The organism is Arthrobacter sorbitolis, assembly GCF_054510995.1.
The window spans coordinates 421,430-447,247 of record NZ_JBTNDM010000002.1 but is presented as its reverse complement, the minus strand read 5'-3'; the positions used below and the strand labels follow the sequence as shown (position 1 = coordinate 447,247).

Sequence of the window (25,818 nt, the reverse complement as noted above, 5' to 3'; positions counted from 1 at the left end):
CTCCCGTCAGGACCGGACGACCGCGTCCGCCACCGCCCGGCGGATCCGGGCGTGCAGGTCCCGGAGCGTCGTGCGGTCCGCCCGGACCTCGAGGATGGAGCGGCCCGTGATGGGCCGCTCCATCGCCGTATCCAGCTCGTCGAGGGTCGTCGCCCGCTCGTAGGGCAGTCCGTGGGCGGCGGCGAGCGCCGCGATGTCCACGGTGTGCGGGGTGCCGAAGAGGCGTTCGACGGCGGCACCGTAGCGGGCCGTCGTCGACTCCGCGCCGTGCTCGAGCAGCCCGAAGATCCCCCCGCCGCCGTCGTTGAGGACCACGATCTGCAGATCGGGCCGGGGTTCGCCGGTGCCGAGGAGCAGGCCGCCCACGTCGTGCAGGAACGTGAGGTCCCCCATCAGGGCCCGCGTGGGGATACCCCCGGCGAGCGCCACCCCCGTGGCCGTCGAGACGGTGCCGTCGATCCCCGCGAGCCCCCGGTTGGCGAAGACCTCCAGGGGATGCCAGTCGGTGGTCGCGACGAGGTCCGCGTCACGGATGGGGTTGGAGGAGCCGAGCACCAGGTTGCCGTCCGTGTGCTCCCAGACGGCATCGGCCACGTGCAGACCCGTGAGGTGCTCCTCGTCGGCGAGGAGCGACTGGATCGCCGCCTCCGCCGTCGCGCCCGCCTGCCGCCAGGACCGCAGCCAGCCGTCCCCGCCGCGCCCCGCGAAGTCGAGCAGCTCGGGCAGGTTGTCGATGATGCGCTCGGGGCGCCGGCCCTCCTCGAACCAGGCGACGGGCTCGGGTAGGTACAGGGCGTGCTCGACGTCGGCCCTGGCGAGCAACGCGGTGACCGGACGGGACAAGGTGGGACGCCCGAAGGTGACGACGCGCGTGATGGCCGGTCCGAAGTGCTCGAGCAGCAGCCGGTACGCTGCGATGCCGCTGCTGCCGAAGCGTGAGTTCGACGACGGCTCGGCGAGGAGCGGGAGGTCGAGGTGTGCGGCGAAGACGGCGGCGAGCTCTCCGGCGCCGTGCCCGGCGACGACGACGGTGGCGCCGCCGGTGCGGTCCGGCCCACCTGCCGCCGGACCGGGGGAATCGGCGAGGCCGGCCGGTCCGCCTGCCTCGGCGCTGTCGCTCCGCGCCGGGAGCCCGGGAGTCGCAGACCGCCCGTCGTCCAGCGGGGTCCTGCGCCGGTCGTCGCCGGAGGCTTCGGGCACGAGGGGATCGCGGAAGGCGAGATTGAGGTGCACCGGGCCGGGCGGCCGCGTCGGCACACCCCCGGAGGGCATGCCGACGGCGGCATGGAGGGCCTCCCCCACGAGCCGTCCCGGGTCGTCCCCGGCCGGGATGTCGACGCCGGAGCGCACATGCACGCCGAAGAGGTCCGGCTGCACCGTGGTCTGGTTGGCGCCGGTACCGCGCAGCTCGGCGGGCCGGTCGGCGGAGACCACCACGAGCGGCACCGCCGCATGGTTCGCCTCCATCACGGCCGGCAGGAGCTCACCCACCGCGGTGCCCGACGTCGTCACCACGGCGGCCGGACGCCTGGCGCCCAGCGCGAGGCCCAGCGCGGTGAACGCACCGGACCGTTCGTCGATCCGCACGTGCAGCCTCACGAGTCCTGCAGCCTCGGCCTCGGCGAGCGCATAGGCGAGTGGTGCGCTGCGGGATCCGGGCGCGACGACGACGTCCACCACTCCGCCCGCCACGAGGGACCGGACGGCGACGGCGGCCGAGGTCGCGGAGTCGAGGGGTGCGGGACGCGTCGCCGGTGCGGGCTCGGGGTCGGTCGCTGGGCGGGGCGCGGGATCGGTCACCGTTCCATCCTTCCACCCCTGCCCTTCCGACCCGACCCGTGCCGACGCTTCCGACCGGACCCTCCGACCGGACCTTCCGACCCGACCTTCCGACCGACCTTCCGACCGGACCTTCCCACCGGACCTTCCCACCGGACCTTCCCACCGGACACGGATGCACCCCGGCCTGAGAGGCGGGGGTGCATCCGGTGTCCGGCGTCGGTGGTCCTACGCCATCGCGGTCGGCGGGATCGCCTAGCGGCGCGGCGTGCCCTGCCGTGCGCGCCCGCGGCCCGTGTGGTCCTCGTCGCGGCGCCCCTCGGACGCCTTGTAGACCTGGACGACCGACGGGCGCGGCACGACGGATTCGCCGGGAGCGGGGCGGCCGCCGAGCGGTACGTAGTCGGGGAACAGCGAGGACTGCGCGGCCCAACTGCCCTCCTCGCCCGGGTGCTGCACCGCGACGAAGACGCTGCCGTCCTGGTCGTGGATGACCGGACCGCAGGTCTCGGCCTCGCGCGGGACGGCGAGGAACTGCTGCACGCGGCCGCGCTCGGCGCCCTCGAGTCCCACCTTGAACAGGCCGTCGGCGAAGCCCACCGTGCTCGGCTGGCCGTCCGTCGAGATCCAGAGGTTGCCCGCCGAGTCGAAGGCCACGTTGTCGGGGCAGGAGATCGGGGAGACCTTGTCCTTCGGGTAGCCGGCGAAGTAGGTGGAGGGGTTGCGTGCCGGATCGCCGCAGACGAGCAGCAGATTCCAGGTGAACCGGGTACCCGTCGCATTGCCGCCCGCTTCGGTGAGCTCGACGACGTGTCCGTCACGGTTCGCGGTGCGCGGGTTGGCCTCGTCGGCGACGGCATTGGTGCCGACGCCGCGGTTCGTGTTGTTGGTGCAGGCCACGTACACCTTGCCCGTCCGGGGGTTCGGCTCGACGTCCTCGCAGCGGTCCATCTTCGTGGCGCCCATCTTGTCCGCGGCGAGCCGCGTGAGGACCGAGACCTCTGCCGCCGTCATGCCGGCGACCACCGACGTGTTGTCCATGAGCAGCGGCAGCCACTCGCCGACGCCGTCGAACGCGCCGTCCGACGGGAGGGTGCCGCTGCCGTTGATCTCGGCCACGGAATTGCCCTGGAAGCGTGCCACGTACAGCGAGCCCTCGCTGAGCAGCGTCATGTTGGCCCTGCGCGCCGCAGGGCTCGTGCCCGGCTGGACCTTGTTCTTCGACACGAACTTGTACAGGTAGTCGAAACGCTCGTCGTCGCCCATGTAGGCGACGACCCGTCCGTCGGCGGCGACGGTCACGTTGGCGCCCTCGTGCTTGAAGCGGCCGAGCGCCGAGTGCTTCTTCGGCGTGGAGGTGGGGTCGAACGGATCGACCTCGACGATGTAGCCGAAGCGGTGCTTCTCGTTCTCGTAGCCCGCGTTGCGGGTGTCCCAGCGTGGCTCGTCGATCTCCCAGCCGCGCGCCGTCGGCTTGCTGGTGATGCCGTAGCGGCGGTCACCGTCGCTGGTGCCCGCTGCCACGAAGTAGCCGTTGAAGTTCTCCTCACCGGAGAGGATCGTGCCCCACGGCGTGGTGCCGCCGGCACAGTTGCCGAGGGTCCCGAGGATGGTGCGTCCGGCGGGGTCGTCCTTGGTCTTCAGCAGATCGGACCCGGCGGCGGGGCCGGTCACCTCGTACGCCGTGGTGGTCAGGTAGCGGCGGTTCAGCGGGGCACCCTGGACGTAGGACCACGGCTTGTTCTTGTTCTTGCGCTCGAGCTCCACGACGGACAGTCCATGGGCCGCCTTCCCGATGCCGCGGACCTCGGCCGCCGGCGTGGTCGGGGGCACCATGATGTTCTCGTTCGTGTACTCGTGGTTGGCGAACAGCACCGCGCGGCGGCCCTTGCTCCCGGCGATCTCGAGGACGTCCGTGTAGTCGCAGTTGTACCCGAACTGCAGCGCCTGCGCCGCGGCGGTCTGCTTGTCCGCGTCGAAGGCCGGCGACGTACGGAACAGCGGGTCGCCCCAGCGGATGACGGGCTTCCAGCCGTAGCCCTGCGGCACGGTCATGTCGTCGACCAGCGCGTCCACCGGTGCGATGGCGTCGAAAGCCAGTGCGTTCGCCCGGGCGGCGCCGCCGGGGGCTGCGTGGGCGGAGCCGGCACCCGTCCGGGAGGTGACGAGGAGCGTCAGTGCGCCTGCGGCGCCCGCGCCGAGGGCACTGCGGCGTGAGAATTCGCGCGAGACGATGTCCCGGAAGTAGTTGTTGCTCGACGTGTTGCAGACGGCGTCGGAGCACGCGTTGTCACACTTCAGTGCACAGGTGACGGCGCTGCGCTTCCCCTTGGTGTGGCCGAGCATGGGCAGCAGGCGGCGCGTGGTTTCAGTCATGGGGGTGGTACCTCTCAACAGGATGAACGGGCGTTCGTCCTTACCCTGTCGAGGGCACCTGAACAGTCGGGGGGCCGCCCGGTGAACGCCGTGTGAACGGCGCCGGAACAGGACCGGGCCCCGAGCGGGCTGCCGGCCTACGCGGGAGCATCCGGCCGGGACGCGACGAGGACGGCGTGGGTGCGGCCGAGGCGCTCGAGCCACCACCGCGTCCGGTCCGGGCCGGCGGCGAAGCGGTCCAGCCTGTCCTCCGCGACGACGACGTCGCGCACCGGGAGCTGTCCGTCCTCGGGCACGAGGGAGTCCTCGGTGACGTCGCCCGCCATGAGCGACACCGTGGCGAGCCCGCAGGCATAGGGCAGCTCGGGCAGGGCGGCGGCAAGGGCCACGCCCGCGCGGATCCCGACGGACGTGTCCAGGGCCGAGCTCACCACGGCAGGGAGCCCCGCGGCGCCGATGATGTCGAGGGCCCTCCGCACACCGCCGAGCGGCGGGGCCTTGATGACGAGGAGGTCGGCGGCGTCCTCGCGTGCCACCCGCAGCGGATCCTCCTGGCGACGCACACTCTCGTCGGCGGCGACGAGGACCCCCTCCCCCCTGCGGCGCAGTTCGAACCGCACCGCGCGCAGCCCGGCGATGTCCGCGACCGGCTGCTCCACGTACTGCAGGCCGAAGCGGCTCAGGGCGTCGAGGGCGTCGAGGGCCTCCCGCTCCGTCCAGCCGCCGTTGGCGTCGATCTTGATCCCGGCAGCGGGCAGGAGCCGCCGCACCTCCGCGACCCGTGCGACGTCGTCCGCCAGTTCCTGCCCCTTCTCCGCGACCTTGACCTTGACGGCGCCCACTGCCCCGAAGCGGGACAGGACGTCCTCGACGGCGGCCGGGCCGACGGCCGGGACCGTGGCGTTGACAGGGATCGATGGCCGGACGGGCTCCGGGAACCCGTGCCAGGCGGCCTCGACGGCGGACGCGAGCCAGGGTGCGGACTCCGCGTCGTCGTACTCGAGGAAGGGGCAGAACTCGCCCCACCCTGCCGGCCCGCGGACCAGGAGCGCCTCGCGGACGAGGACGCCGCGGAACCGGACGCGCATGGGCACCGAGACCACGCGCGCGGAGGCGGTCAGCTCCTCGAGGGAGGGCAGGGGCAGCGACGGACGGGAAGGCTGGAGCTCATGCACGACCTCAGGCTACGTGAGCCTCGCGGCGGTCACGGGGAGCGCAGGACGGGGAGCACAGGACGGGGAGCACAGGACGGGGAGGGAACGCGGAGGATCGTGTGGAACCATGGAGGCGATGTCGTCACAACGAACCTCCACCGGACCGGACCGGGCTGCACGCTCGCCGCTGCTGTTCGTCCTGGCCGCCGTCGCCTGCGCCGTGGCGCTGGGCTGGACCTACTGGGCGTTCGTCCGCACCACCACGGGCCAGTTCGCGGACGAGTCCGCGTGGCGCGAGGCCGGAGTGGCGGCGCCCGACACCCAGCTGCCGTTCCTGGGGTTCCTCGACACACTGCCCATGATCTCCGTGGTCGTCGCGGCAGCGGCCATCCTCTTCGTCATCGTGCGCCGAAGACGGTACGGTGCGGCGGCGGTCGCCGTCGCGGTCGTCCTGGCGTCCAACCTGACCACCCAGGTCCTCAAGAACGTGGTCTTCGACCGGCCCGACCGCGGGGTCGCGACGCTCGACTTCAATTCATTACCCTCGGGGCATACGACCCTCGCGGCCTCGGCCGCCGCGGCGGTCTTCGTCATCATGACCCCCCGGTGGCGTCCCGTCGCGGCGGCCCTGGGTGGCGCCTACTCGGTGCTCGCCGGGGCCGCCACGTTCCTCAACCTCTGGCACCGTCCCGCCGACGTCGTCGCCGCCCTCCTCGTGGTCGGTACGTGGACGCTCCTCGGCGGCCTCGTCGTCATGAGGACGGGCGACCACTGGAACAACTGGGAGGGCTTCGGCGCGCACTGGGCGTCGTCACGCGGCTGGCTGCTGCTGTGCTGGATCGCAGGACTCGGCGGACTCGCCGTGTCGGCCGTGCTCTACGTGTCCGTGCACGCCCTCGGACCCGCACCCCTGCCCGGGACCGCGAGCATCCCCCTGTTCTTCTGGTGGGGACTCACCTGGATCATCGGCGTCGGTTTCACCCTCTCCGCGTCGGCGGGCTGGCTCTTCGCGGCGCAGGCCGGCAGGACGGCCTCCCGGGCACGGCGTCCGTAACACCCCCCGGCCTGCTCCGCACGCCCTTTTACGCATATCCGCCGCCCGTTGAAGCACTGCCGCGACGGTGCGACGCTGGCCGGACCAGCGACGGAAAGAGGCGACCGATGAAAGCCATGGTGTACCGCGGACCCTACAAGATCCGGGTCGAGGAGAAGCCGATGCCCAGGATCGAGCATCCGAACGACGCCATCATCAGGGTGACCACCGCCGCGATCTGCGGCTCGGACCTGCACCTCTACCACGGCATGATGCCTGACACCCGGATCGGCCACACCTTCGGGCACGAGTTCATCGGCGTCGTCGAGGAGGTGGGACCCTCGGTGCAGAACCTCGAGCGAGGCGACCGCGTGATGGTGCCCTTCAACGTCTACTGCGGGTCCTGCTACTTCTGCGCCCGCGGCCTGTTCTCGAACTGCCACAACGTCAATCCCAACGCCACCGCGGTGGGTGGCATCTACGGCTACTCCCACACCACGGGCGGGTACGACGGCGGCCAGGCCGAGTTCGTGCGCGTCCCGTTCGCCGACGTCGGGCCCACCATCATCCCGGACTGGATGGACAGCGAGGACGCGGTCCTGCTCACCGACGCCCTGGCCACCGGATACTTCGGTGCCCAGCTCGGCGACATCGTCGAGGGCGACACCGTCGTGGTGTTCGGTGCCGGCCCCGTGGGTCTCTACGCCGCGAAATCCTCCTGGCTCATGGGGGCCGGCCGGGTCATCGTCATCGACCACCTCGAGTACCGGCTCGAGAAGGCACGCACCTTCGCCCAGGCGGAGACCTTCAACTTCGCGGAATACGACGACATCATCGTCGAGATGAAGAAGACCACCGACTACCTCGGTGCGGACGTGGTGATCGACGCCGTCGGTGCGGAGGCGGACGGCAACTTCATCCAGCAGGTCACGGGCACCAAGCTCAAGCTCCAGGGTGGCTCGCCCGTCGCCCTGAACTGGGCCATCGACTCGGTGCGGAAGGGCGGGACGGTGTCCGTCGTCGGCGCCTACGGTCCGATCTTCAGTGCGGTCAAGTTCGGCGATGCACTCAACAAGGGACTGACGCTCCGCATGAACCAGACCCCGGTGAAGCGGCAGTGGCCACGCCTCTTCGAGCACATCCAGAACGGCTACCTGAAGCCGAACGACATCGTGACGCACCGCATCCCCCTCGCGGACATCGCAGAGGGATACCACATCTTCTCGGCGAAGCTCGACAACTGCATCAAGCCGCTCATCATCGCGAACCCCAGCTAGGAGACCACCATGGCAGCATCCGGGCCTTCGACGCCCTACGTCGCGAACAAACCGAAGGACATCCCCACCGCCGAGGCTCTCCGGGCCCGGATCCCGGGCTGGGGCGTGGACCTCGACCCGAAGGACCGTCCGTCGTACCCGCGCGAGATCTACGATCCCGGGAGCACCGGGGCGCACTGGGACTACCCCGACGAGCAGCCGGACCGGGAGGGTCGCGAACGATCGATCGAGCACGGGCAGCTTCCGCCCGTCTTCGGGACGAGTTCCCCGCTCCATGGTGTCTCGGGCGGCATCCGGCGCTATGCCTACCGCTACGGCGAGGGTCGTGCGGCCCATTGGCTGTTGCTGCTGCTCGGCGACCGCGTGGATGCATGGGGTGCACACGCGGCCTCGTTCGCGACGTTCCGCCCCGACAACCCCATCACCGAGACGGGCGTGCTGTCCGAGGGGCGGAGGCACGGCATCGCGTCGCGCTTCGGCAAGAAGCGTGTCGACGTCAACCACCAGTGGATCGACCCGATCGTCGTGGGAGGACCGTGGGTCGTCGCGGCGGCGGGAGCGGTCCTGGGAGTCCGCGCCGTCGTCCGTCGCGGAAAGCGCTGAGGACGGGGACGGCCTCCGGGCTCTGTCGGCCCGGGATGGGCATGAGAGGTACGCGCCGCCGTCGCGCGCTTCACACGTCCCGGGGCCCTGCAGCGCTGCCCCGTGCAGGCTCAGCCGTGTGTCACTGCCGCTTCGGCCGATCCGGGGGCCGCACGCGGTACCCAGTACCAGAGGACCGCCGCACCGAGGAAGCCGAGCGCCGCCGTCGCCCAGATGCCCGCCGAGAGTGTGGCCAGCGCCGTCACGAGGGCGAGCAGCGCGGGCCCTGCCATGTTTCCCGTATCGGTGAGCAGGCGCCAGATCCCGAGGAACTGGGGGCGACCCGGTGACGGCGACAGGTCCGCACCGAGCGTCATGACGATGCCCGATCCGATGCCGTTGCCGAAGCCGATGAGCAGCGCGACCAGGAGCAGTCCCACCGCGTCGCTGGTGAGGGGCAGCAGCGCGAGGGCGGTGCCCATGATGAGCATGCACGGCACCGCGATCCAGCGACGGCCCTTGATGTCCATGATCTTGCCGGAGGGGTAGAAGATCAGCATGTCGATGGCCCCGGACAGTCCGTAGATCAGGGCGGTGGACGAGGCGTCCAGCCCGATGTCCTCTGCCCACAGGGGCAGGACCGCCTGCCGGGTCGCACGGACCGCAGCGATGAGCAGCACCCCGATACCCAGGGTGACGAAGATGCGGGCGTGACTGCGCATGACGGAACGCACCGTCGGCGCCAGGATCGGAGCGCCTGCCAGGGAGGTCTGGGGCCCGGGCGCGGTCCGGCCGGGGGCCTCGAGCTCGGGGACGCGCCAGCTGAGGGCGGCTGCGGCCACGCTCGCGACACCTCCCACCCAGTACGCGCCGTCGAGCCCGAGTGCGCTCATGGCGAGGGCTGCGGCGAAGGGACCCACGAACACGCCGATGCGCGTGACACCGCCGAGCGTGGACAGCGCCCGGGCCCTGAAGCGCGGGGGTACCGCCTCGGTCAGGTAGCTCTGGCGCGCAAGGCCGAACACCGCCCCTGCCATGCCCACCATGAAGACCGCTGCGGCGAACACCGGCAGGCTGGGGGCGGCGAGTGCCAGGAACATCGCCGCGGCACACCAGAGCGCGGCGCCGACGAGCGCCTTCCTCTCGCCGAAGCGCGTGGCGATCAGGGTCGCGGGGACGTTGGTGACGAGCGAGCCGATACCGGACAGCGTGATGACCAGGGCTGCAGTCGCCACGTCGGCACCCAGGTCGCGGGCCGTCAGGGCGATGACGGGCAGGATGGCCCCGGTCGCTACTCCGTACAGCAGCGACGGACCATAGGCGCCCACCGCGATCGCACGTAGATCGAAGGTTTCCTTGGGCACTCTTCAACCCTAGTCCGCGGGGTGGGCTGCCGCCGTCCCGCTCTGGACAGCATGCGGTCGTTGCACTACGTTTTCGTACCATCGACCCGGCGCGCCCTACTCTGGCGGGAGTACCGCATGGCTGTACCAACCTCAGGCTTCACCGGCAGGCGGCAGAACCGGGACGCGGATCTCCCGCCGGGCCAGTACCTCACCGGCAGTTTCCCCGTGATGTCGGCGGGCCCCACCCCCCAGGTCCTCCTCCGTGACTGGTCCTTCCAGATCGTGGCGGGCCCGGGCGGGACGCACCAGTGGTCGTGGGAGCAGATGCAGGCACTTCCGCAGGAGGACGTCACGACCGACATCCACTGTGTGACGCACTGGTCGAAGGTGGGCACCAGCTGGCGTGGGGTCTCCCTCGACACCCTGTTCGAGGACGTGGAGTCCGAGGCCGAGTACACGATGGTGCACTCCTACGGCGGTTACACGACCAACGTCCCACTCGACGACCTCCTCGACGGCAAGGCCTGGATCGTCTTCGAGTTCGACGGCGAACCGCTGCAGTCCGCGCACGGCGGGCCGGCCAGGTTGCTGGTGCCGCATCTGTACTTCTGGAAGAGCGCGAAGTGGGTGAACGGGATCCGCCTGATGGACCAGGACCTGCCCGGCTTCTGGGAGACCAACGGCTACAACATGTACGGGGACCCGTGGCGCGAGGAACGCTACTGGTGAGGCGGTCGTGGCAGGTCGCCGAGGTCAGTGCCGTCCGCGCCGAGACCACCCGGGCGCGGACCCTGAGGCTCCGCTTCCCGGACGTGGTCGCCGGCGTCCCCGGGCAGCACGTGGACCTGCGGCTCACCGCCGACGACGGCTACCAGGCCGTGCGCTCGTACTCCGTGGCGGCGTGGGTGCCACCGCGCGAGCTGGAGCTGACGGTCGAGGAGCTCGACGACGGCGAGGTCTCCGCCTTCCTCGTCGACGTCCTGGCCGTGGGTGACCAGCTGGAGGTCCGCGGTCCGGTCGGTGGCTGGTTCACGTGGTCGCCCGATCGGGCCGGTCCGCTCCAGCTGATCGCCGGCGGCTCGGGCGTCGTGCCCCTCATGGCCATGCTCCGCTCGCATTCCGAGGCCCGATCGGTCGTCCCCGCTCGGCTGCTGTATTCGGTGCGCAGCCCCGAGCATGTGTTCTACCGGGGTGAGCTCGATGTGATCGGGCAGGAGGATCCGCAGGTCGTGATCGACATCGCCTACTCCCGGGAGGCCCCCGACGGCCGGCCGGTGGGCCGCCTGACCCACGAGGCCGTCACGGCGTCCTGCTTCCCGCCGGAGGACGATCCGGCCGTCTACATCTGCGGCTCGACGGGCTTCGTCGAGGCCGTTGCCGCATGGCTCGTCGACGACGGGCACGACCCCGGCCGCATCCGCACGGAGCGGTACGGAGGATAGGGAAGGACCGCGATGGACAGCACCGAGCAGCATCCCCTCGACCAGGACCACCTCGACGGCAACGCCCTCGCCGGTGCGCTCGACCAGTTCGTCTCCGACCTGACGAGCGCGGAGTGCAGGTGCGCGGGCTGCGGTTCCTCGGGCCCGCTCGCGGCTGCACTGCTCTACACGAAGGCGCCCGGCATGGTGCTGCGGTGCCCCACCTGCACCGCCGTGCTGCTCTGCCTCACGGATCAGGGCGACCGCCAGGTCCTCACCCTCGACGGCGTACGCCACCTGGTCATCGACAAGCCCTGATCCCCGTGCAGGCGGACCCGCGGCCCCGGGACCGAGGACCGACCTCGATGGCGGTCCCCCTGTGGATATCCCATCCGCCACTACCCCTCCACAATGGCTCGCCTCTCGCGATTAATAGAACGCGTGTTCGATAGAATCACGTCATGGCCGTCACACCGATCAAGCGCCCCTCCCCGTCGGGATCCTCCCTGGACGAGGCTCGCGCCCTCCTCGGCGACTGTGCACACGGCCTGGTCCAGTACCACCACCTGCTGTCACGGCAGGATGCCCTCCAGTTCGTCCTCGAGGTGGAGCAGGTGTCGAAGGTCGTCGATCACCTGCAGGTCCTCGCCGCCCGCATCGCCGATCACCACGGGCTCGCCTCCGAAGCCGGTGGCGCCCCTGTGGCGTCCGGCACCACGGGCGAGGTGCCGGGTCCCGGGACGGACCCATCGACCGAGGCCGGTCACGGCTTCAGGAACTGCGCCGATTTCCTGAGGGAGGCGCTGGGTATCAGTCGCACCGAGGCGAGGCGCCGTCTCACCCTGGCTGCGGTCGTGCTGCCGAGCCTGTCGCCGACCGGGAATCGCGCCCCTGCCCGCCTGGAGGTACTGGGCGAAGCCGTGGGCTCCTTCGTCGTCAGCGGGCGAGCAGCCACCGTCGTCGCGCACGCCCTCGAGCGCGTGCAGTCCTTCGCGACGCGGGACCAGCTCGAGACCATGGAACACCACCTCACGAGGCAGGCGATCGAGACCGACGAGGACATCCTCCGCGTCCTTGCACGCCGCTGGGAGGGGGTCCTCGACCAGGACGGGCAGGAGCCCACGGACAAGGTGCTCCGGGCACGTCAGGGTGTCTTCCTCAAGGGACGACACCACGGATTGCACTTCCTCGAGATCGGTGCCACGGACGAGCAGTTCGAACAGCTCGCAACGGTCATGAACGCAGCTGTCGATCCGCGGGGATCCTCAGCGCACGCCGACCCTCCGGAAGACGACGCAGCACGGGGACCGACGGATCCGGCAACTCCCGGGACCCCGGACCATCCGGCATTGGGCACGGCAGCCGGAGATCCGGCGACCGAGGAACGACCCACGGCAGGTGAGGCGACGCGGATCGGAGCTCCGGGATGCATGCCCGGCCGCCCCCCGGGCGACACCGGGTCGGGCGCCCCGGTCGACGGTCGCCCGACGCGAGCACGACAACTCCTCGAGGGCCTTGTCTCGGCCTGCAGGATCGCCCTGTCGACGAACGGACTACCGGCGACCGGTGGGCATCGTCCGCAGGTGATGGTGACCATCGACTACAGGGACCTGATCGGCGAGACCGAGCGGGCCGGCGATGCCGTCTTTTCCGAGCAGGTCGGTGCCCGGGACATCCGGAGGATCGCCTGTGATGCCGACCTTATTCCGCTGGTCCTGGGCGGCAGGGGTCAGGTGCTCGACGTGGGGCGCGCCCAGCGATTGTTTCCGCCACATCTGCGACGTGCGCTCGTGGCCAGGGACAAGGGGTGCGCGTTCCCCGACTGTTCCGTCCCGGCCGCCTGGTGCGAGGCCCACCACCTCACACCGTGGTCCCGTGGTGGTTCGACCAGCATCGACAACGGCGTGCTGCTCTGCTCACGGCACCACCACGTCATCCATCAGGACACGTGGACCGTCGAATCCCGGGGTGGCGTCCCCTGGTTCACTCCGCCCGTCCATCGGAGACGGACCGCCTCCCCGCGAAGAAACCTGTACTGGCAGGCAGGGTCCGCGGTTCGGAGCGAACTCGACGATGCCGTCGATCTCGCCCCTACCCACCGGCAGCCCGTGTCCGACGAGGCGGATAGTGCACTCCTGGTCAGGAGGACAGAGGGGTGGACGGCGTTCGACAGGGGTAACGAGCGTTCGTCCTGAAGCCGGGAAACGCTGTTCGTCGGTCCGACAGTACGATCAGCGGTACCGCTGTGCGATCTTCCTGCCGGCGTTGAGGACCGGCCTATCCCGCGACGAGCGACCCGATCGACAGGCCGAGACCTGCCGCCACCAGAGCCACCACGGCTGTTCCGACCCCCGACAGAAGTGCCGCTCCGGTCCGACCCGCCTGGATCAGTCGTACCGTCTCGCTGCTCGCCGTACTGAAGGTCGTGTATCCGCCGAGGAAACCCGTGCCACCGACGAACAGCCACGACGACGGGAGCGCCGAGGCAAGGACCAGTCCGGTCAGGAGTCCGAGCAGGAAGGACCCGCTGATGTTGACGGTCATCGTGCCGAGGGGGATCGTCCCCCGCACGGGCGCCGCGATGACACCGTCGAGCATGAAACGCGCAACCGCCCCCAGCCCGCCGGCGATGCCGAGGACCAGGACGAAGGAGATGCTCATGGCACGGCTCCCGACGGTGCTGCCGGTCCGGCTCCCGGACACCGGCGACGACGAGCTCCGACGGCGATGCCGGCTCCCGTTGCCACCAGTCCCACGAGCACTGACACGGCAAGGTATGCGAGTCCCTCCACTGCCCGGCCCGCGCCGAGCAGGAGTGCGGAGTCGACGGCGAGCGCACTGTACGTGGTGAATCCACCGAGGAAACCCGTACCCAGGAGCAGGCGCACCGCCCGACGACGCCCCTCGTCGGGGCCGCGCTGCGCAAGAGCCTCGAGCAGCAATCCGAGGGCGAAGGCACCCGTGATGTTGATCAGGAAGATCCCGAGCGGTAGCCCCGCCGGGACCGGGAGTGCTCCGGCGAGTCCGAAGCGGGCAAGGGTGCCCGCCATGCCACCGACGAAGACCAGGAGGAGGTCGGCGGGCCGTCGGTGAGGGGGCCCACCAGCGGACGGCAGACCCCTACGCATCGGCACATCAGGTGACATCAGGCGGTGTCAGGCGACATGCCGCGCGAGGAACTCCAGGGTCAGGTTCCATGCGTCATCAGCGGGCCCGGGCCGATACGCGAAGCGATTGGAGTCGTTGAAGAAGGCATGGCCGGCCGCCGGGTAGACCTTGGGCGTGAAGTCGACACCCGCCGCACCCATCGCTGCCTCGAGCGCCGGCAACGCCGTGATGAGCGCGCCGTCGTCCTGGCCGTAGAAGGCGAGGACGGGTGCCTGGATCCGGGCCAGTTCCTCGTCGGAGAACGAGGCATGACCGTAGAAGGGTACGCATGCCATCAGGCGCGGCTCGTGGACGGCGAGAGAGAAACTGTAGGTCCCGCCGAAACAGAATCCGGTGATGCCCACGCGCCCGGCGACCTCGGCGTCGTCGTACAGGACGTCGAAGCACGCCCGCACCCGCTGTGTGGTGAGCGCCCCGAACTCGGGATTCCGCAAGGGCGCGAGGAGCGCCCGGAGTTTCGGCTGTGCCTCGTTGCGCGCCGCTTCGTCCGGGCCGGCGATGGCCTCTCCGATGCCGGCGGTGTTCTCCTCGGTGATGCCCTGGTCGGTGAGCAGGTCCGGGGCGACGACGACATAGCCTTCCCGCGCGAAACGATCCGCGACGTCCCGTGTGTGACCGACGAGTCCCCACACCTCGTGGACGAGGACGAGGCCGCCCTTCACCGGTCCCTCCGGACGTGCCACGTAGGCGGAGAGGGTGCCCGTAGGCATGGCGATGTCCTCGACCTGGCTCATCCGCCTAGGCTTGCACGCTTCTTGATGCTGCGCCAACCACCTGCCCGGTTGTCGGCGATGATCGCCCTTAAGATCTCGCGCAGTGCGTCCTCGTCGAACGGCCCGTCCTCGTACAGCGCGACCGTGCGTCCCGTGGAGTTGGAGGTACCGCCCGTGATGATGCCCTGCGGATCGGGGGCCAGTCCGCCGTCGTAGAGGAAGACGTTGACGTGGTCCTTCGTGGCGAGCAACGCGCAGACGTTGCCCTCGAGGACGAAGTAGGGCTGCCGGGTGCGCTTGATCGTTTCCTGCACCTCGGGATCCGCCTCGTGCACGAGGCGACGCACCGTGCGGCAGACGTCCTGCTGCCACGACGGCAACGCTGCGATGTAGTCGTCGACCCGGGTGTCCGGCACTCCTGCCATGGGGACAGTGTGCCAGCGGATGAGGACGTTCGGAAGGGCGGTGTACACCGTCGGCACGGAAGGCGGGGGCGTCTCAGCCCCGGGCGGATACGCCCCTCCCCGTGTCGGCCGAATCCCTGCAGCGCACGTCCGCTACTGTTGCCCGGTGTCGCCTCCCACCCTGCCGTCCCGAGTCGGCATGCGGCTGCTCACCGCAGCCGATCCGGACGCGCTTGCGCAGGCCTACCGGGAGAACCGGCGGCATCTGGAGCCCTGGGAGCCGTCGCGCGACGACGCCTTCTTCACCCCTGCGGGCCAGGCGGACCGGATCGCCGGCAGCCTCGAAGGCCTCGCAGCGGGCACCGACGTCCCATGGGTCCTGACGTCGGAGGATCGTATCGTCGGCACCATCACCCTCACGGGCATCGTCCGCGGACCCTTCCTCAACGCGCACATCGGCTACTGGGTGGACTCCCGCCTCCAGGGCCGTGGCGTGTGCTCGGCCGCCGTCGGGGCAGCGCTGCGGTACGCGCGGGACGAGGTGGAGCTGCACCGCGTCCAGGCGTCGGTGCTACCGGGGAACATCCCTTCGAGGGCGGTGCTGGACCGGGCCGGCTTCACGCTCATCGGTACGGCCCCGTCGTACCTTCGCATCGCCGGCTCCTGGCAGGACCATCTGCTGTTCCAGCGCATCCTGACCTGACCGGTCGCCCTCCGGTCCGCGTACATCGCGGCGGTGCGGGCGGCGGGTACTCCTCCGCTGGACCGGCGACAGCCCCTCGACCTGACACGGCCGGGCGGGGCATACCGGCTTGCCGGGAGTACTATCGGTGCCACCACAATCAGTCAACGACGACGGACGTGTGATGACCACAAGACTCCTTGTACCAATCGGCATGCTCAGCATCTCCCTCGGGATCCTCGGCCTGTTCGCCGGCGCCCGGGGCTTCCCCCTCCTCCTGATCGCCGTCGGCGGCGTCGTGCTCGCGCTTCCGTGCTTCCATCGCGGCGGGGACACCCACACCTGGCACTCCGACGACGGCGGGACGGCCGAGTTCTCGATGCCTCCCGTGGGCTCCTGCTCCCCGGAACGGCTGCGCGAGGCTCGACTGCTCGCGGCACGCGTGGTCGCATCATCGCGCACTCCGGAGACGTCGGACAGTCCCCGGCAGCGCGAGCGGTGACAGGACCGGCTCCTTCCTGTTGAGTGGGTGCATGAGTCGCATCCTGATCCTCGGTGGCACCGCCTGGCTCGGCCGGAAACTGGCCACCCGGTTCGTCGCGGGTGGTCATGACGTCACCTGCCTCGCCCGGGGCAGCGCCGGGCCTCCTCCGCACGGTGCCGGTTTCGTCGCCGTCGACCGTTCGGAGCCCGGCGCGTACGACGACGTCAGCGGCATCGACTGGGACGAGGTCGTCGAGATCTCCTGGAACATCGACCATGTCGCCGGTGCGCTCGAAGCCCTCGCAGCACGGGCAGGGCACTGGACGCTCATCTCCTCGTGCTCCGTGTACGCCTCCAACGACGAGCCCGGCGCGGCCGAGGACGCGGCGCTGGTGGACGTGGCGACGGATGGAGCAGCAGACGACTACGCACGGGCCAAAGTGCTCTGCGAGCAGGCCTCTGCCGCCGTGCTCGCGGACCGCCTCCTGACCGTCCGTGCCGGCCTGATCGGCGGGCCCGGCGACGGCAGCGACCGCTTCGGTTACTGGGTCTCGCGCTGCGCCCTCGCCGGCGACGGGGACGTCCTCGTACCGACCCTCGCCGACCGGTACGTGCAGGTCATCGATGTACGCGATCTCACCGCCTGGATCATCAGGGCGGGCCTGGGGGGAACGGTCGGGGCTGTCAACGCCGTCGGTGATGTCCATGCATTCGGTGACGTCCTGGCCGGGGCGCGATCGGTTGCAGGGCATACGGGCGGGCTGGCAGAGGCGACACCGGAGTGGCTGGCCGACCAGGGCGTGGCGTACTGGGCCGGGCCGAGGTCGCTGCCCCTCTGGCTGCCCGAGGATTTCACGGGGTTCTGCCGACGCAGCAATGCGGCCTTCCGGGCAGCGGGCGGCACACTCAGGGATGTCCGGGACACACTCGAGGACACGCTCGACGACGAACGTGCTCGCGGGCTCGAGCGGGACCGCAGGGCAGGGCTCACCCGCGCTGAAGAGCTGGAACTCCTGGCGACCCTTCCCGCGCACTGACGACACGGCTGCCCGGCTCGTTCTCCAGGTCCAGCCACGACCACGGACCGACGAACGCTGCGCAGCACGCCGCAGGCCACGTCAGATCAGGTCAGCAGACATCCCAGCAGGAGGACACCACCGAGCGCCGACACCAGTGCCCGGACCAGGTTCAGCCGCGACCACGGACCGCGGAAGGCCGCCCATGAGCCGTCGTCGTCGACCGTTGCTCGGTCGAGTGCGTCGTTCAGGGGGACGTTGCCGACGATGGTGATCGCCACACTCGCCAGATAACCCGCAGCACCCAACCCTGCGAGGAGGTCGCGTCCGACGATGCCGAGCACCAGCACCACGAGGCAGAGGACGGTCGTCCCGACGAAGAGGATCATGAAGGGCGGGCGCACGGCCCGGCGGTTTACTGCTCGCATGACCGCCATCCCGGTCCGCGCGTCCGGTAGCAGGGCAGGCATCACCATCACGGCGAAGGCGAAATAGACACCCGCGGCCATGAGGCAGCCTGCGGCGGCCGCAGTGATGATCGTGTCAGGCATGGCTTCGTCCCCCTCGGCAGCGGTGTACCCGACCAGAGACTACCGCTGCGTGAACTGCTGCCGCTGCGCCGCCCGGGAACGGGATACGGGCGCGTCCCGTTGGAAAGAGATACACCTCCTCGAAAGGCTCACCCCGTGCGCATCCTCCTGACCGGCATCGACGGCTCCGGCAAGAGCACGGCAACCCATGATCTCGCTCGCGCGATCACCGAGAGGGGCGGCACCGCTCTCGTGCTGAAGAACCCGGCCGGGCGGCGGACCATGTCCGGCTGGTGGCACGCACTGGGCTGGGCACCCGGACCGAGGCTGCTGGACCTCCTGGAAACCGTGACCCGTGTGGCCAATGTCCTCCTGAACGAGGTACGCCTGTTCCGGTTCGACGGCGTCGCCATCCTCGATCGCGGACTCGACTGCCAGTTCGCGCTGCGCGAGGCACGCGGGCTCCCGCGCGGCGTCGTCCTGCCGTGGCTGCAGCGCGTCCTGCCGGCCCCCGACGTCGTCGCCCACTTCGAACTGCCGGTCGACGTCGCCCTCGAACGGGTGAACCGGCGCGCCTCGGACCACGAAACCTCGTCCGGGCTCGAGGCACTGCAGTCGGCGTACCAGCGCCTTCCGGCCTACCCGACGTTCCGTATCGTGCAGGCGGCCGGCCCGCGAGAGTCGATCACCGCCGACCTGCTCTCCCTGAGCGGCTGGAACGACGTTCCCGCAGGCGACCGGCAGCTCACGTACCTCTGACCCTGCGGTTGCGGAGCCTCCGAGACGGCGGCTCACGCACCCCCGACCCGGCGGCTCACCCACCTCTGGCCCGGCGGCTACGGAACCTCCGACCCGGCGGCTCACGCACCCCCCGGCGATCAGCGACATCCCGGTAGACCTCGGCGTCCCGGAAGTCCGTGGTATCCGGGACCGTGGCCCCAAGCCGTCCCCCCTCAGAGGGCTGCGATCGTCCAACCGGTGCGATGCGTGGCACCGGGCTCGAGCACCACGAGGTCCTCGCCCGTGATGAACGCTCCGGGCGGGCAGGTCATGGGTTCGACGGCAAGCCCGAGGCGCGTGTCCTCGAGCTTGTGCGGAAGATCGGCCGTGTGGATCTGCACCCACGGGCAGCTCTCGTCCCAGCTCATCGTGGTCCCGGTCCCGTGTGCTGGATCGGTGACGCGGACGACAGCCCTGCCCGAGGCGTCCCGGGCGAGGTCCGTGAACGCGTGATCGATCTGCACGTCCGCGAGGGGATGTGCGGACCGGAAGTCGAAGGGCGTCCCGGCTACGGGCTTCTTCGCCACGGGCAACAGGCGATCGGGGGTGACGGTCAGGACCGTCGAAGCGGGAAGTTCGAGCACCCACTCGTCCAGGGGCGAGGATCCGCCCACGAGGTACGGGTGGGGGCAGACGCCGTAGGGTGCACGCCGGGTCCCGGTGTTGACCGCCGCCACATCAGTCCTGAAGCCCTCGTCGCCGACACCGAACCGGACCTCGAGGGCCAGTTCGAACGGGTAGGCGTCGGTCGGTGCGATGGTGCAGGCCAGGGTCACGGCGGAGGCGGTGCGGTCCACGAGGGTCCAGGGGATGTCGAAGACGAGCCCGTGCAGAGCCGTTCCACGCTCGGGTTCGTTGACGGGCAGTTCGTAGGCCACGCCGTCGAACGAGTAGCGGCCGTCCTCGACGCGGTTGGGCCACGGTGCCACGAAGGCGCCCCGGAAGTTGGGCATCTCCTCGTCGGCACCGAATCCCACGACGAGCGCGCGTCCCTCGTACGTGAGTTCGCGGACTGCGGCACCGAGACCGAGGACCACCGCCGTGTAGCCGCCACCCTCGATCCTGTATTCAGAAGGATCCGACTGGTTCATGCGAGGCTGACGGCGGTCCAGGACACGGCGGGAAGCGTGATGGTGACGACGCCCCCGTCCAGCATCGCGGAGGTGTTGGGCTTCATCGTCACGCGCTCGGGCTCCTCAAGGGTGTTCTTGGCATACACGTCCGTATCGTACAGCGACTGCGCATCCACCCGGTCGAAGCCGTCGAGTGCTGCCACGTCGATGGTCACCGTCATCTCCTCGGTCCGGGAGCGGTTGACGAGGAACACCGCGGTGACTCCTGTGGCGTCGTCGTGCGTGGCGACTGCGTCGACGAGCGGGACGACACCGTACCGACTGGTCGCGTAGGTCCCGACGTCGAGCCTGAGCTCGAGCACCGAACCCCGGGCGAGCGCGGAGGTGAGGGCGAAGGGGAAGAACGTGGTCTGGCGCCATGCAGGTCCGCCCGGCTCCGTCATGATCGGCGCGATGACGTTGACGAGCTGCGCGAGCGAGGCCGACGTGACGCGATCGGCATGCCTGAGCAGCGAGATCAGGAGGTTCCCGACGACGACGGCATCCGCCACCGAGTAGTGGTCCTCGAGCAGGCGCGGGGCCTCGGGCCAGTTGTCGAGGCCCTGGATCTTCTCGACGTCCTCGAAACGGCTGAGGTACCAGACGTTCCACTCGTCGAACGAGATGTTGATGGTCTTCGAGCTCCCGCGGACGGCCTTCACATGGTCGGCCGTCGCGACGACGGACTCGATGAAGTGGTCCATGTCGACGGCGGAGGCGAGGAACGAGGCGAGATCGCCGTCCTTCTCCTCGTAGTAGGCATGGCAGGAGATGTAGTCGACGTCGTCGTAGGTGTGCGACAGGACCACGCGCTCCCATTCGCCGAAGGTCGGCATGTGGGCGCTGGAGGAACCGCACACCACGAGCTCGATGGACGGGTCGAGCTGGCGCATGGCCTTCGCCGTCCGGGCCGCGAGCTTGCCGTAGTCGTCCGCCGAACGGTGGCCGAGCTGCCACCAGCCGTCCATCTCGTTGCCGAGGCACCAGATCTTCACGCCGAAGGGATCGGGGCGGCCATTGGCCATGCGGGCCTCGGCGAGGGCCGTGCCCTTCGGGAGGTTCGAGTACTCGAGCAGATCGAGGGCCTCGGAAGTCCCGCGCGTCCCGAGGTTCACCGCGAGCATGAGGTCACTGCCGACCTTCCCGAGCCACGAGGCGAACTCGTGCAGGCCCACCTGGTTGGTCTCGGTCGAGTGCCAGGCGAGATCCAGCCGCCTGGGACGCTGCTCGCGGGGACCGACACTGTCCTCCCACCGGAAGCCGGACACGAAGTTGCCCCCGGGATAGCGGATGGTCGAGACACCCAGCTCCCGGACGAGGTCGATCACGTCCCTGCGGAAACCGTCGTCGTCGGCCGTGGCATGACCGGGCTCGTGGATGCCGTCGTAGACGTGGCGGCCGAGGTGCTCGACGAAACCGCCGAAGATGTTGCGGTTGATCCGGCCGACCGTGAAGTGGGGGTCGAGCGTGAGTCGTGCAGTCTGCATGGGGCTACTCTCTCTGCGGATCCTGTCCGGCGGCGACGAGGGGCGGGGGCGCTGCTCGAAAGCGCACGGTACCGACCCGTCCTGCCGGTGCTTCCGCGGGATAGGATTTTCCCGGCAAGGTCCCGATCCCGCGGTTTACATCGTTGAAGGTAGACGAAGCATGTCGGTGACCGGCATCGGTGTCAAGCGATCGGAAAGAGGTTCTCGGACCACGGGAGCGTCATGCCGGCAGCGCCGAGGACTCGCGTTCGATCACCTGGAAGCGCGTCTCGAACTCTTGCGGTGGCAGGTCGGCCCTCCGCCCGGAGATGCGCTCCTGGAGGACGAGCACGGCGGTGTCGGCGATCTCGGTCCGGCCCGGATCGATGGTGGACAGCGTGGGCAACGAGTACCTGCCCTCGTCGAGATCGTCGAAGCCGATGACGGCGACGTCGTCCGGGATCTTCCGGCCCGCCTCCTGGAGCACGCGCATGGCACCGAGGGCCAGGGTGTCGTTCATGCCGAACACGGCGTCGAATGCCACCCCGGACCCGAGCAGCTCGCGCATGGAAGTGGCACCGTTGGCCCGGTGCCAGAGGGTCGTATGAGCCACCAGGGCGGGATCGAAGGGGATACCCGCCTCGTCGAGCGCCTGCCGGTAGCCGCGCAGCCGAAGCCCCGCCGAACCGATGACCTCGCCCTGATGTCCCCCGACGACCGCGATGCGACGCCGGCCCTTGGACAGCAGGTGCGTTGTCGCCGCCCGCGCGGACTCGACGTTGCTCATGGTCACATGGTCGGTGGGCCCGCCGAAGATGCGCTCCCCCAGCAGGACGAGCGGGAAGTTCACGTTGAGGTGATGGGCGTCCTCGTTGGACATACCGAGCGGGCTGAACAGCAGGCCGTCGGTCATCTGGAGCCGGGGACTCGAGAGGATCTCCAGTTCGCGATCGCGATCACCGCCGGTCTGCTCGATCAGGACCTTGAGTCCTCGCCGCCCGGCAGCCTTGATGATCGAGTCGGCCAGTTCCGCGAAGTAGCTCAGCGACAGTTCGGGGACGGCGAGGCCGATCACGCCGGTCCTGCCCGAGCGCAGGCTCCGGGCGGAGAGATTGGGGCTGTAGCCGAGTTCCGAGATGGCTGCCATGACCCGCTGTTTCGTCTCGGCACGGATGTGCTCGTAGTCGTTGATGACGTTCGAGACGGTCTTGATGGACACACCTGCCGCCAGCGCGACGTCCTTGAGTGTGGCCGCCATGCCGCCCCCCTAGGGTCCTCCCGTGATGCCCGGTACGTCACGCGTGAGGTGAGTCTACAACGTTGTAGGATGAGCTGGCATGCCATCGGATGGATTGCTGCAGCAGCTTTCCTGCCGCGACTCCGGCCAGACAAGGACCACCATGATCGAGGAACAGGTACGGGACCGGCTCAACTGGGCGGGCAACTACGAGTACCGCGCGCGGACCATCGAACACCCGACGTCGCTCGCCGACCTCCAGCGCGCCGTGGCCGGAGCCACGCGGGCCGGCGCGCTCGGTTCGCGGCATTCGTTCAACGACATCGCCGACAGCCCGGAGACGCTCATCTCGCTCGACGTCCTCGATCCCGGCGTCGACATCGACGAGGCCGCACTCACCGTCACCGTGAGCGCGGGTGTCCGGTACGGGGTCCTCGCAGCACACCTGCAGCGCAGCGGCTTCGCCCTGCACAACCTGGCGTCTCTCCCCCACATCTCGGTCGGCGGTGCCATCGCGACGGCCACCCACGGCTCGGGGAACACGAACGGGAACCTTGCCACCGCCGTCGTCGGGCTGGAGATCGTCACCGCGTCGGGTGATGTGCTCACGGTGAGGAAGGGCGACGACGACTTCGACGGCATGGTGGTGGGCCTCGGCGCACTCGGCGTCGTCCATCGTGTGACTCTGCGCATCGAGCCGTCCTTCGACGTGCGCCAGGATGTCTTCACGGACGTGCCGTGGGACGCGGTCCTGGCGGACTACGACGCCGCGACCTCCTCCGCCTACAGCGTCAGCCTGTTCACCGACTGGTCGGGCGACACCATCGTCCAGGCCTGGCTCAAGAGCCGCACCGACAGTGGCGTCACCGTCCCGGGTGAGTTCTACGGCGGGACGCCGGCGGACCGCGCCTACCATCCGGTCCCGGGGGTCGCCGCGGATCACTGCACGCAGCAGCTCGGCGTCCCGGGGCCGTGGTCGGACCGCCTGGCGCACTTCCGTCTCGCCTTCACCCCCAGCAATGGCGACGAACTGCAGACCGAGTACCTCGTGGGCCGGGAGCATGCCGTCGCGGCGATCAACGCCATGCGGGACCTCGCTCCCCGCATCTCGCCCCTGCTCCAGGTGTCCGAGGTGCGTTCGATGGCGGCCGACGAGCTGTGGCTCAGCAACAACTACGGGCGCGACGGCATCGGACTCCACTTCACGTGGAAGCCCCTGCAGACCGAGGTCGAGATCCTCCTGCCGGAGCTCGAGTCCGCCCTGGCACCGTTCGCCGCCCGTCCGCACTGGGGCAAGCTGTTCGCAGCGGACGCCTCGCAGCTTGCGCCGCTCTACCCCCGTTTCGAGGATTTCCGGTCGCTTGCCGCGCGCATGGATCCCGAGGGCAAGTTCCGCAACGCCTTCCTCGACCGGGTCGTCTTCGGGGAGTCCGCCGGACGCGCCTGAGTTGGACCAGTCGGCGATCGTCGTCAGGGGCAGGAAGGCGGCAGCCGGCGCGACGCCAGCGGTGGACCGACCGACATCACACGGTGGGCGCCGGAACACGTGCTAGTGCTTGCGGTTCAGCCATTTCCAGTGCGCGAGAGTGCGCAGGCGGATCAGCAATGCCCGCGACTGCTCCGGACCGTACGGCAGGATCGGGATGGCTTTCGTCACGTCCATGGAGGCCTCGTCCATCGCCGTCCGGGTGACCCGGACGGCGCTGCGCATCTTGTTCATCTGCGTGATGACCTCCTCGACCCCGACCGGCCGGCCGTGGCCGGGCACGAAGACGTCGTACAGGTCCTCGAGTGCCACCATCTTGCCGAGCGTCCGCACCCAGTCGGTGGGGAACGAGTCCTCGAAGACCGGATCGGCGCCCTCCTCCACGAGGTCCCCGGTGAAGAGGACGTTGCCTGCACCGACCAGGAGGTCGTGATCGGTGTGGCCCTGGCCGAGGTGGAACAGGGTCACCGACATACCGCCGAGGTCGAGGTCCACCGGCTTGCCCTCCACCAGCCGATTGGCGGGGAGGATGCTCGCGTGCGCGCCGTCGCCCGCTGCCATGGCGGGCTCGACGGCGGCGACCAGGGACCGCTGTTCCTCGCCGTTCTCGGCCTGGACAGCACTGCACCGCGACGTCGCCCAGAACTCCTCGACACGCTGTGCGGCGAAGTAGCTGTTCCCGAAGAAGTGGTCGGCGTGGGCGTGCGTGTTGACGACGATCAGCGGGAGCCCGGTGACGTCACGGACGTGGGAGTACACCTCGGCGGCACCGACGGGACCGGCTCCGGTGTCCACGACCAGGGCCTTCTCCGTGCCGACGACCAGTCCGACGTTCAGCCGGGACCCGGTCCGCAGCACGTAGATGCCCGGCCCGAGCTCGCGCCAGGGGCTGCGGATCTCGGCACTGGGGACGTCGGTGGTCATGGGTTCCTCTCGCTGGCGGCAGGGGTTCCAGTCTAGGTCGGCCCGGACCGGATCCGGGCCGCTCGCGGCGCGTGGCTGCGGGCCGGCGGGCGTCGAGGTCCGTCGCCCGGTCCGGGTTCCCCCGCCGGACGGGACGAGCGTGTTCGTCGTCGTCCTGCCCGGACCGGCCTCCGGTCAGGCGACGACGACCGGTGTCGGGCGGGGACGCTCGGGCACCCGGAAGATCGGCAGCGCGAGGTTGATCAGGGGGCCGATGAGGAGCGCGAAGGCCACGGTACCGAGGCCGACCGTTCCGCCCAGCAGCCAGCCGAGCAGCAGGACGGTCCCCTCGATCGCTGTCCGCACGAGCCAGATCGGCAGACCGGACCGGGCATGGATACCGGTCATGAGGCCGTCGCGCGGGCCCGGGCCGAGACGGGCGCCGATGTAGAGCCCGCTGGCGACCGCGAGCAGCACGAGCCCTCCCGTGAACAGCAGGATCCGCGCCCACAGCGGCGCCGGCTCGTTCAGGATCGCCAGCCCCACCTCCGCACTCGGTCCCACCAGGAGGACGTTGAGCACGGTACCGATCCCCGGCCGCTGCCGGAGCGGTATCCAGAGCAGCAGGACGATCAGTCCGATGATGTTGGTCATGAAGCCGAACGGGATGCCGGTCTGCAGCGAACCGCCCTGACTGAGGACATCCCACGGCGACACACCGAGCGTCGCGCGGATCATCATCGCGAGCGAGAACCCGTAGAGGAAGAGGCCGATCAGGAGCTGGAGGCCGCGCCGGGCACCGAGGAAGGTCATACCTCCAGTAGATCGGCTGATTGGACTTACTTCAAGATGCCAATTGTGTCATCGTGG

Annotated in this window: 26 protein-coding genes; 12 read left to right on the top strand and 14 right to left on the bottom strand. The window is 69.8% G+C overall.

From position 1 onward, the window contains the following. Nucleotides 1–6 precede the first annotated feature (6 nt). The 3 genes from menD to ACX80K_RS06730 all read right to left on the bottom strand — a co-directional run bounded on the left by menD (nucleotide 7) and on the right by ACX80K_RS06730 (nucleotide 5,330). Nucleotides 7–1,800: a 2-succinyl-5-enolpyruvyl-6-hydroxy-3-cyclohexene-1-carboxylic-acid synthase gene (menD, locus tag ACX80K_RS06740; RefSeq protein WP_459271093.1), complete on the bottom strand. Its 1,794-nt coding sequence runs from the start codon at nucleotides 1,798–1,800 to the stop codon at nucleotides 7–9. 234 nt (nucleotides 1,801–2,034) lie between these two features. Continuing rightward, nucleotides 2,035–4,155: a PhoX family protein gene (locus ACX80K_RS06735; protein ID WP_459271092.1), complete on the bottom strand. Its 2,121-nt coding sequence runs from the start codon at nucleotides 4,153–4,155 to the stop codon at nucleotides 2,035–2,037. 137 nt (nucleotides 4,156–4,292) lie between these two features. Next, complete coding sequence (locus tag ACX80K_RS06730; protein ID WP_459271091.1) at nucleotides 4,293–5,330, bottom strand: o-succinylbenzoate synthase; 1,038 nt, start codon at nucleotides 5,328–5,330, stop codon at nucleotides 4,293–4,295. A gap of 115 nt (nucleotides 5,331–5,445) precedes the next feature. Between ACX80K_RS06730 and ACX80K_RS06725 the strand changes: the two genes are divergently transcribed. The 3 genes from ACX80K_RS06725 to ACX80K_RS06715 all read left to right on the top strand — a co-directional run bounded on the left by ACX80K_RS06725 (nucleotide 5,446) and on the right by ACX80K_RS06715 (nucleotide 8,222). Next, nucleotides 5,446–6,363 carry a phosphatase PAP2 family protein gene (locus tag ACX80K_RS06725; protein WP_459271090.1) on the top strand — a complete coding sequence of 306 codons (918 nt, stop codon included), beginning with the start codon at nucleotides 5,446–5,448 and terminating at the stop codon, nucleotides 6,361–6,363. A 107-nt stretch (nucleotides 6,364–6,470) separates the two neighbouring features. Then, complete coding sequence (locus tag ACX80K_RS06720) at nucleotides 6,471–7,619, top strand: zinc-dependent alcohol dehydrogenase (protein WP_459271089.1); 1,149 nt, start codon at nucleotides 6,471–6,473, stop codon at nucleotides 7,617–7,619. A 9-nt stretch (nucleotides 7,620–7,628) separates the two neighbouring features. Next, nucleotides 7,629–8,222, top strand: a complete 594-nt coding sequence (locus ACX80K_RS06715; protein ID WP_459271088.1) for a hypothetical protein — start codon at nucleotides 7,629–7,631, stop codon at nucleotides 8,220–8,222. A gap of 110 nt (nucleotides 8,223–8,332) precedes the next feature. Here the strand turns inward: ACX80K_RS06715 and ACX80K_RS06710 are convergent, their stop codons facing one another. After that, the gene (locus ACX80K_RS06710) at nucleotides 8,333–9,565 is read right to left on the bottom strand and encodes an MFS transporter (RefSeq protein WP_459271087.1); all 1,233 of its coding nucleotides are present in this window, start codon (nucleotides 9,563–9,565) and stop codon (nucleotides 8,333–8,335) included. A gap of 117 nt (nucleotides 9,566–9,682) precedes the next feature. Between ACX80K_RS06710 and ACX80K_RS06705 the strand changes: the two genes are divergently transcribed. The 4 genes from ACX80K_RS06705 (at nucleotide 9,683) to ACX80K_RS06690 (ending at nucleotide 13,163) form a co-directional block, all read left to right on the top strand. Further along, nucleotides 9,683–10,276, top strand: a complete 594-nt coding sequence (locus ACX80K_RS06705) for a sulfite oxidase-like oxidoreductase (RefSeq protein ID WP_459271086.1) — start codon at nucleotides 9,683–9,685, stop codon at nucleotides 10,274–10,276. Next, a complete protein-coding gene (locus ACX80K_RS06700) occupies nucleotides 10,273–10,989 on the top strand; it encodes an FAD-binding oxidoreductase (RefSeq protein WP_459271085.1) in 717 nt (238 codons plus the stop codon). The genes ACX80K_RS06705 and ACX80K_RS06700 overlap by 4 nt, the downstream gene beginning before the upstream one ends. Before the next feature lie 12 nt (nucleotides 10,990–11,001). Further along, nucleotides 11,002–11,286, top strand: coding sequence for a DUF6510 family protein (locus tag ACX80K_RS06695; RefSeq protein ID WP_459271084.1), 285 nt, complete (start codon nucleotides 11,002–11,004; stop codon nucleotides 11,284–11,286). A 143-nt stretch (nucleotides 11,287–11,429) separates the two neighbouring features. Further along, nucleotides 11,430–13,163 (top strand): HNH endonuclease, encoded by a 1,734-nt coding sequence (locus tag ACX80K_RS06690; RefSeq protein WP_459271083.1) that lies wholly within the window; start codon nucleotides 11,430–11,432, stop codon nucleotides 13,161–13,163. 82 nt (nucleotides 13,164–13,245) lie between these two features. Here ACX80K_RS06690 and crcB read toward each other — a convergent pair whose 3' ends face one another. From crcB to ACX80K_RS06670, 4 genes are read right to left on the bottom strand one after another with little or no spacing between them, the layout of a single operon-like run. Further along, nucleotides 13,246–13,629, bottom strand: coding sequence for a fluoride efflux transporter CrcB (gene crcB, locus ACX80K_RS06685; protein ID WP_459271082.1), 384 nt, complete (start codon nucleotides 13,627–13,629; stop codon nucleotides 13,246–13,248). Further along, nucleotides 13,626–14,096 (bottom strand): fluoride efflux transporter FluC, encoded by a 471-nt coding sequence (locus ACX80K_RS06680; RefSeq protein WP_459271081.1) that lies wholly within the window; start codon nucleotides 14,094–14,096, stop codon nucleotides 13,626–13,628. The genes crcB and ACX80K_RS06680 overlap by 4 nt, the downstream gene beginning before the upstream one ends. A gap of 27 nt (nucleotides 14,097–14,123) precedes the next feature. Then, on the bottom strand, nucleotides 14,124–14,870 hold the full coding sequence (locus tag ACX80K_RS06675; protein ID WP_459271080.1) for a dienelactone hydrolase family protein: 747 nt from the start codon (nucleotides 14,868–14,870) through the stop codon (nucleotides 14,124–14,126). Further along, nucleotides 14,867–15,274: a DUF1801 domain-containing protein gene (locus tag ACX80K_RS06670; protein WP_459271079.1), complete on the bottom strand. Its 408-nt coding sequence runs from the start codon at nucleotides 15,272–15,274 to the stop codon at nucleotides 14,867–14,869. The genes ACX80K_RS06675 and ACX80K_RS06670 overlap by 4 nt, the downstream gene beginning before the upstream one ends. A 145-nt stretch (nucleotides 15,275–15,419) precedes the next feature. Between ACX80K_RS06670 and ACX80K_RS06665 the strand changes: the two genes are divergently transcribed. From ACX80K_RS06665 to ACX80K_RS06655, 3 genes are all read left to right on the top strand, one after another. Further along, nucleotides 15,420–15,956 (top strand): GNAT family N-acetyltransferase, encoded by a 537-nt coding sequence (locus tag ACX80K_RS06665; RefSeq protein ID WP_459271078.1) that lies wholly within the window; start codon nucleotides 15,420–15,422, stop codon nucleotides 15,954–15,956. A 163-nt stretch (nucleotides 15,957–16,119) separates the two neighbouring features. Further along, entirely contained in the window at nucleotides 16,120–16,437 is a 318-nt protein-coding gene (locus ACX80K_RS06660; protein ID WP_459271077.1) for a hypothetical protein, read from the top strand. Between the two features lie 31 nt (nucleotides 16,438–16,468). Then, nucleotides 16,469–17,455, top strand: coding sequence for an NAD-dependent epimerase/dehydratase family protein (locus ACX80K_RS06655; protein ID WP_459271076.1), 987 nt, complete (start codon nucleotides 16,469–16,471; stop codon nucleotides 17,453–17,455). Between the two features lie 86 nt (nucleotides 17,456–17,541). On the opposite strand, the gene ACX80K_RS06650 is transcribed toward ACX80K_RS06655, so the two are convergent. Beyond that, nucleotides 17,542–17,985, bottom strand: coding sequence for an anthrone oxygenase family protein (locus tag ACX80K_RS06650; protein ID WP_459271075.1), 444 nt, complete (start codon nucleotides 17,983–17,985; stop codon nucleotides 17,542–17,544). A gap of 135 nt (nucleotides 17,986–18,120) precedes the next feature. On the opposite strand from ACX80K_RS06650, the gene ACX80K_RS06645 reads away from it, so the two are divergent. Continuing rightward, nucleotides 18,121–18,723 (top strand): nucleoside/nucleotide kinase family protein, encoded by a 603-nt coding sequence (locus tag ACX80K_RS06645; protein ID WP_459271074.1) that lies wholly within the window; start codon nucleotides 18,121–18,123, stop codon nucleotides 18,721–18,723. Nucleotides 18,724–18,917: 194 nt separating this feature from the next. On the opposite strand, the gene ACX80K_RS06640 is transcribed toward ACX80K_RS06645, so the two are convergent. The 3 genes from ACX80K_RS06640 to ACX80K_RS06630 form a co-directional block, all read right to left on the bottom strand. Further along, a complete protein-coding gene (locus ACX80K_RS06640) occupies nucleotides 18,918–19,835 on the bottom strand; it encodes an aldose 1-epimerase family protein (RefSeq protein ID WP_459271073.1) in 918 nt (305 codons plus the stop codon). Beyond that, entirely contained in the window at nucleotides 19,832–21,343 is a 1,512-nt protein-coding gene (arfA, locus tag ACX80K_RS06635) for an arabinosylfuranosidase ArfA (protein WP_459271072.1), read from the bottom strand. The genes ACX80K_RS06640 and arfA overlap by 4 nt, the downstream gene beginning before the upstream one ends. A 220-nt stretch (nucleotides 21,344–21,563) precedes the next feature. Next, complete coding sequence (locus ACX80K_RS06630; RefSeq protein WP_459271071.1) at nucleotides 21,564–22,580, bottom strand: LacI family DNA-binding transcriptional regulator; 1,017 nt, start codon at nucleotides 22,578–22,580, stop codon at nucleotides 21,564–21,566. Between the two features lie 142 nt (nucleotides 22,581–22,722). Here ACX80K_RS06630 and ACX80K_RS06625 point away from each other — a divergent pair, with 142 nt between their 5' ends. After that, a complete protein-coding gene (locus ACX80K_RS06625) occupies nucleotides 22,723–24,006 on the top strand; it encodes an FAD-binding protein (protein ID WP_459271070.1) in 1,284 nt (427 codons plus the stop codon). Between the two features lie 102 nt (nucleotides 24,007–24,108). Here the strand turns inward: ACX80K_RS06625 and ACX80K_RS06620 are convergent, their stop codons facing one another. Together ACX80K_RS06620 and yczE are read right to left on the bottom strand one after the other, a co-directional pair. Continuing rightward, nucleotides 24,109–24,969 (bottom strand): MBL fold metallo-hydrolase, encoded by an 861-nt coding sequence (locus tag ACX80K_RS06620; protein WP_459271069.1) that lies wholly within the window; start codon nucleotides 24,967–24,969, stop codon nucleotides 24,109–24,111. Between the two features lie 174 nt (nucleotides 24,970–25,143). After that, nucleotides 25,144–25,761: a membrane protein YczE gene (gene yczE / locus ACX80K_RS06615; protein ID WP_459271068.1), complete on the bottom strand. Its 618-nt coding sequence runs from the start codon at nucleotides 25,759–25,761 to the stop codon at nucleotides 25,144–25,146. Nucleotides 25,762–25,818: the final 57 nt, after the last annotated feature.

Bases quoted from the DNA above. Each gene is read 5' to 3' on its own strand.
- ACX80K_RS06735 (WP_459271092.1), bottom strand. From the start codon at position 4,155: ATGACTGAAACCACGCGCCGCCTGCTGCCCATGCTCGGCCACACCAAG.
- ACX80K_RS06725 (WP_459271090.1), top strand. From the start codon at position 5,446: ATGTCGTCACAACGAACCTCCACCGGACCGGACCGGGCTGCACGCTCG.
- ACX80K_RS06720 (WP_459271089.1), top strand. From the start codon at position 6,471: ATGAAAGCCATGGTGTACCGCGGACCCTACAAGATCCGGGTCGAGGAG.
- ACX80K_RS06715 (WP_459271088.1), top strand. From the start codon at position 7,629: ATGGCAGCATCCGGGCCTTCGACGCCCTACGTCGCGAACAAACCGAAG.
- ACX80K_RS06705 (WP_459271086.1), top strand. From the start codon at position 9,683: ATGGCTGTACCAACCTCAGGCTTCACCGGCAGGCGGCAGAACCGGGAC.
- ACX80K_RS06695 (WP_459271084.1), top strand. From the start codon at position 11,002: ATGGACAGCACCGAGCAGCATCCCCTCGACCAGGACCACCTCGACGGC.
- ACX80K_RS06690 (WP_459271083.1), top strand. From the start codon at position 11,430: ATGGCCGTCACACCGATCAAGCGCCCCTCCCCGTCGGGATCCTCCCTG.
- crcB (WP_459271082.1), bottom strand. From the start codon at position 13,629: ATGAGCATCTCCTTCGTCCTGGTCCTCGGCATCGCCGGCGGGCTGGGG.
- ACX80K_RS06680 (WP_459271081.1), bottom strand. From the start codon at position 14,096: ATGCGTAGGGGTCTGCCGTCCGCTGGTGGGCCCCCTCACCGACGGCCC.
- ACX80K_RS06675 (WP_459271080.1), bottom strand. From the start codon at position 14,870: ATGAGCCAGGTCGAGGACATCGCCATGCCTACGGGCACCCTCTCCGCC.
- ACX80K_RS06670 (WP_459271079.1), bottom strand. From the start codon at position 15,274: ATGGCAGGAGTGCCGGACACCCGGGTCGACGACTACATCGCAGCGTTG.
- ACX80K_RS06660 (WP_459271077.1), top strand. From the start codon at position 16,120: ATGACCACAAGACTCCTTGTACCAATCGGCATGCTCAGCATCTCCCTC.
- ACX80K_RS06655 (WP_459271076.1), top strand. From the start codon at position 16,469: ATGAGTCGCATCCTGATCCTCGGTGGCACCGCCTGGCTCGGCCGGAAA.
- ACX80K_RS06650 (WP_459271075.1), bottom strand. From the start codon at position 17,985: ATGCCTGACACGATCATCACTGCGGCCGCCGCAGGCTGCCTCATGGCC.
- ACX80K_RS06640 (WP_459271073.1), bottom strand. From the start codon at position 19,835: ATGAACCAGTCGGATCCTTCTGAATACAGGATCGAGGGTGGCGGCTAC.
- arfA (WP_459271072.1), bottom strand. From the start codon at position 21,343: ATGCAGACTGCACGACTCACGCTCGACCCCCACTTCACGGTCGGCCGG.
- ACX80K_RS06630 (WP_459271071.1), bottom strand. From the start codon at position 22,580: ATGGCGGCCACACTCAAGGACGTCGCGCTGGCGGCAGGTGTGTCCATC.
- ACX80K_RS06625 (WP_459271070.1), top strand. From the start codon at position 22,723: ATGATCGAGGAACAGGTACGGGACCGGCTCAACTGGGCGGGCAACTAC.
- ACX80K_RS06620 (WP_459271069.1), bottom strand. From the start codon at position 24,969: ATGACCACCGACGTCCCCAGTGCCGAGATCCGCAGCCCCTGGCGCGAG.
- yczE (WP_459271068.1), bottom strand. From the start codon at position 25,761: ATGACCTTCCTCGGTGCCCGGCGCGGCCTCCAGCTCCTGATCGGCCTC.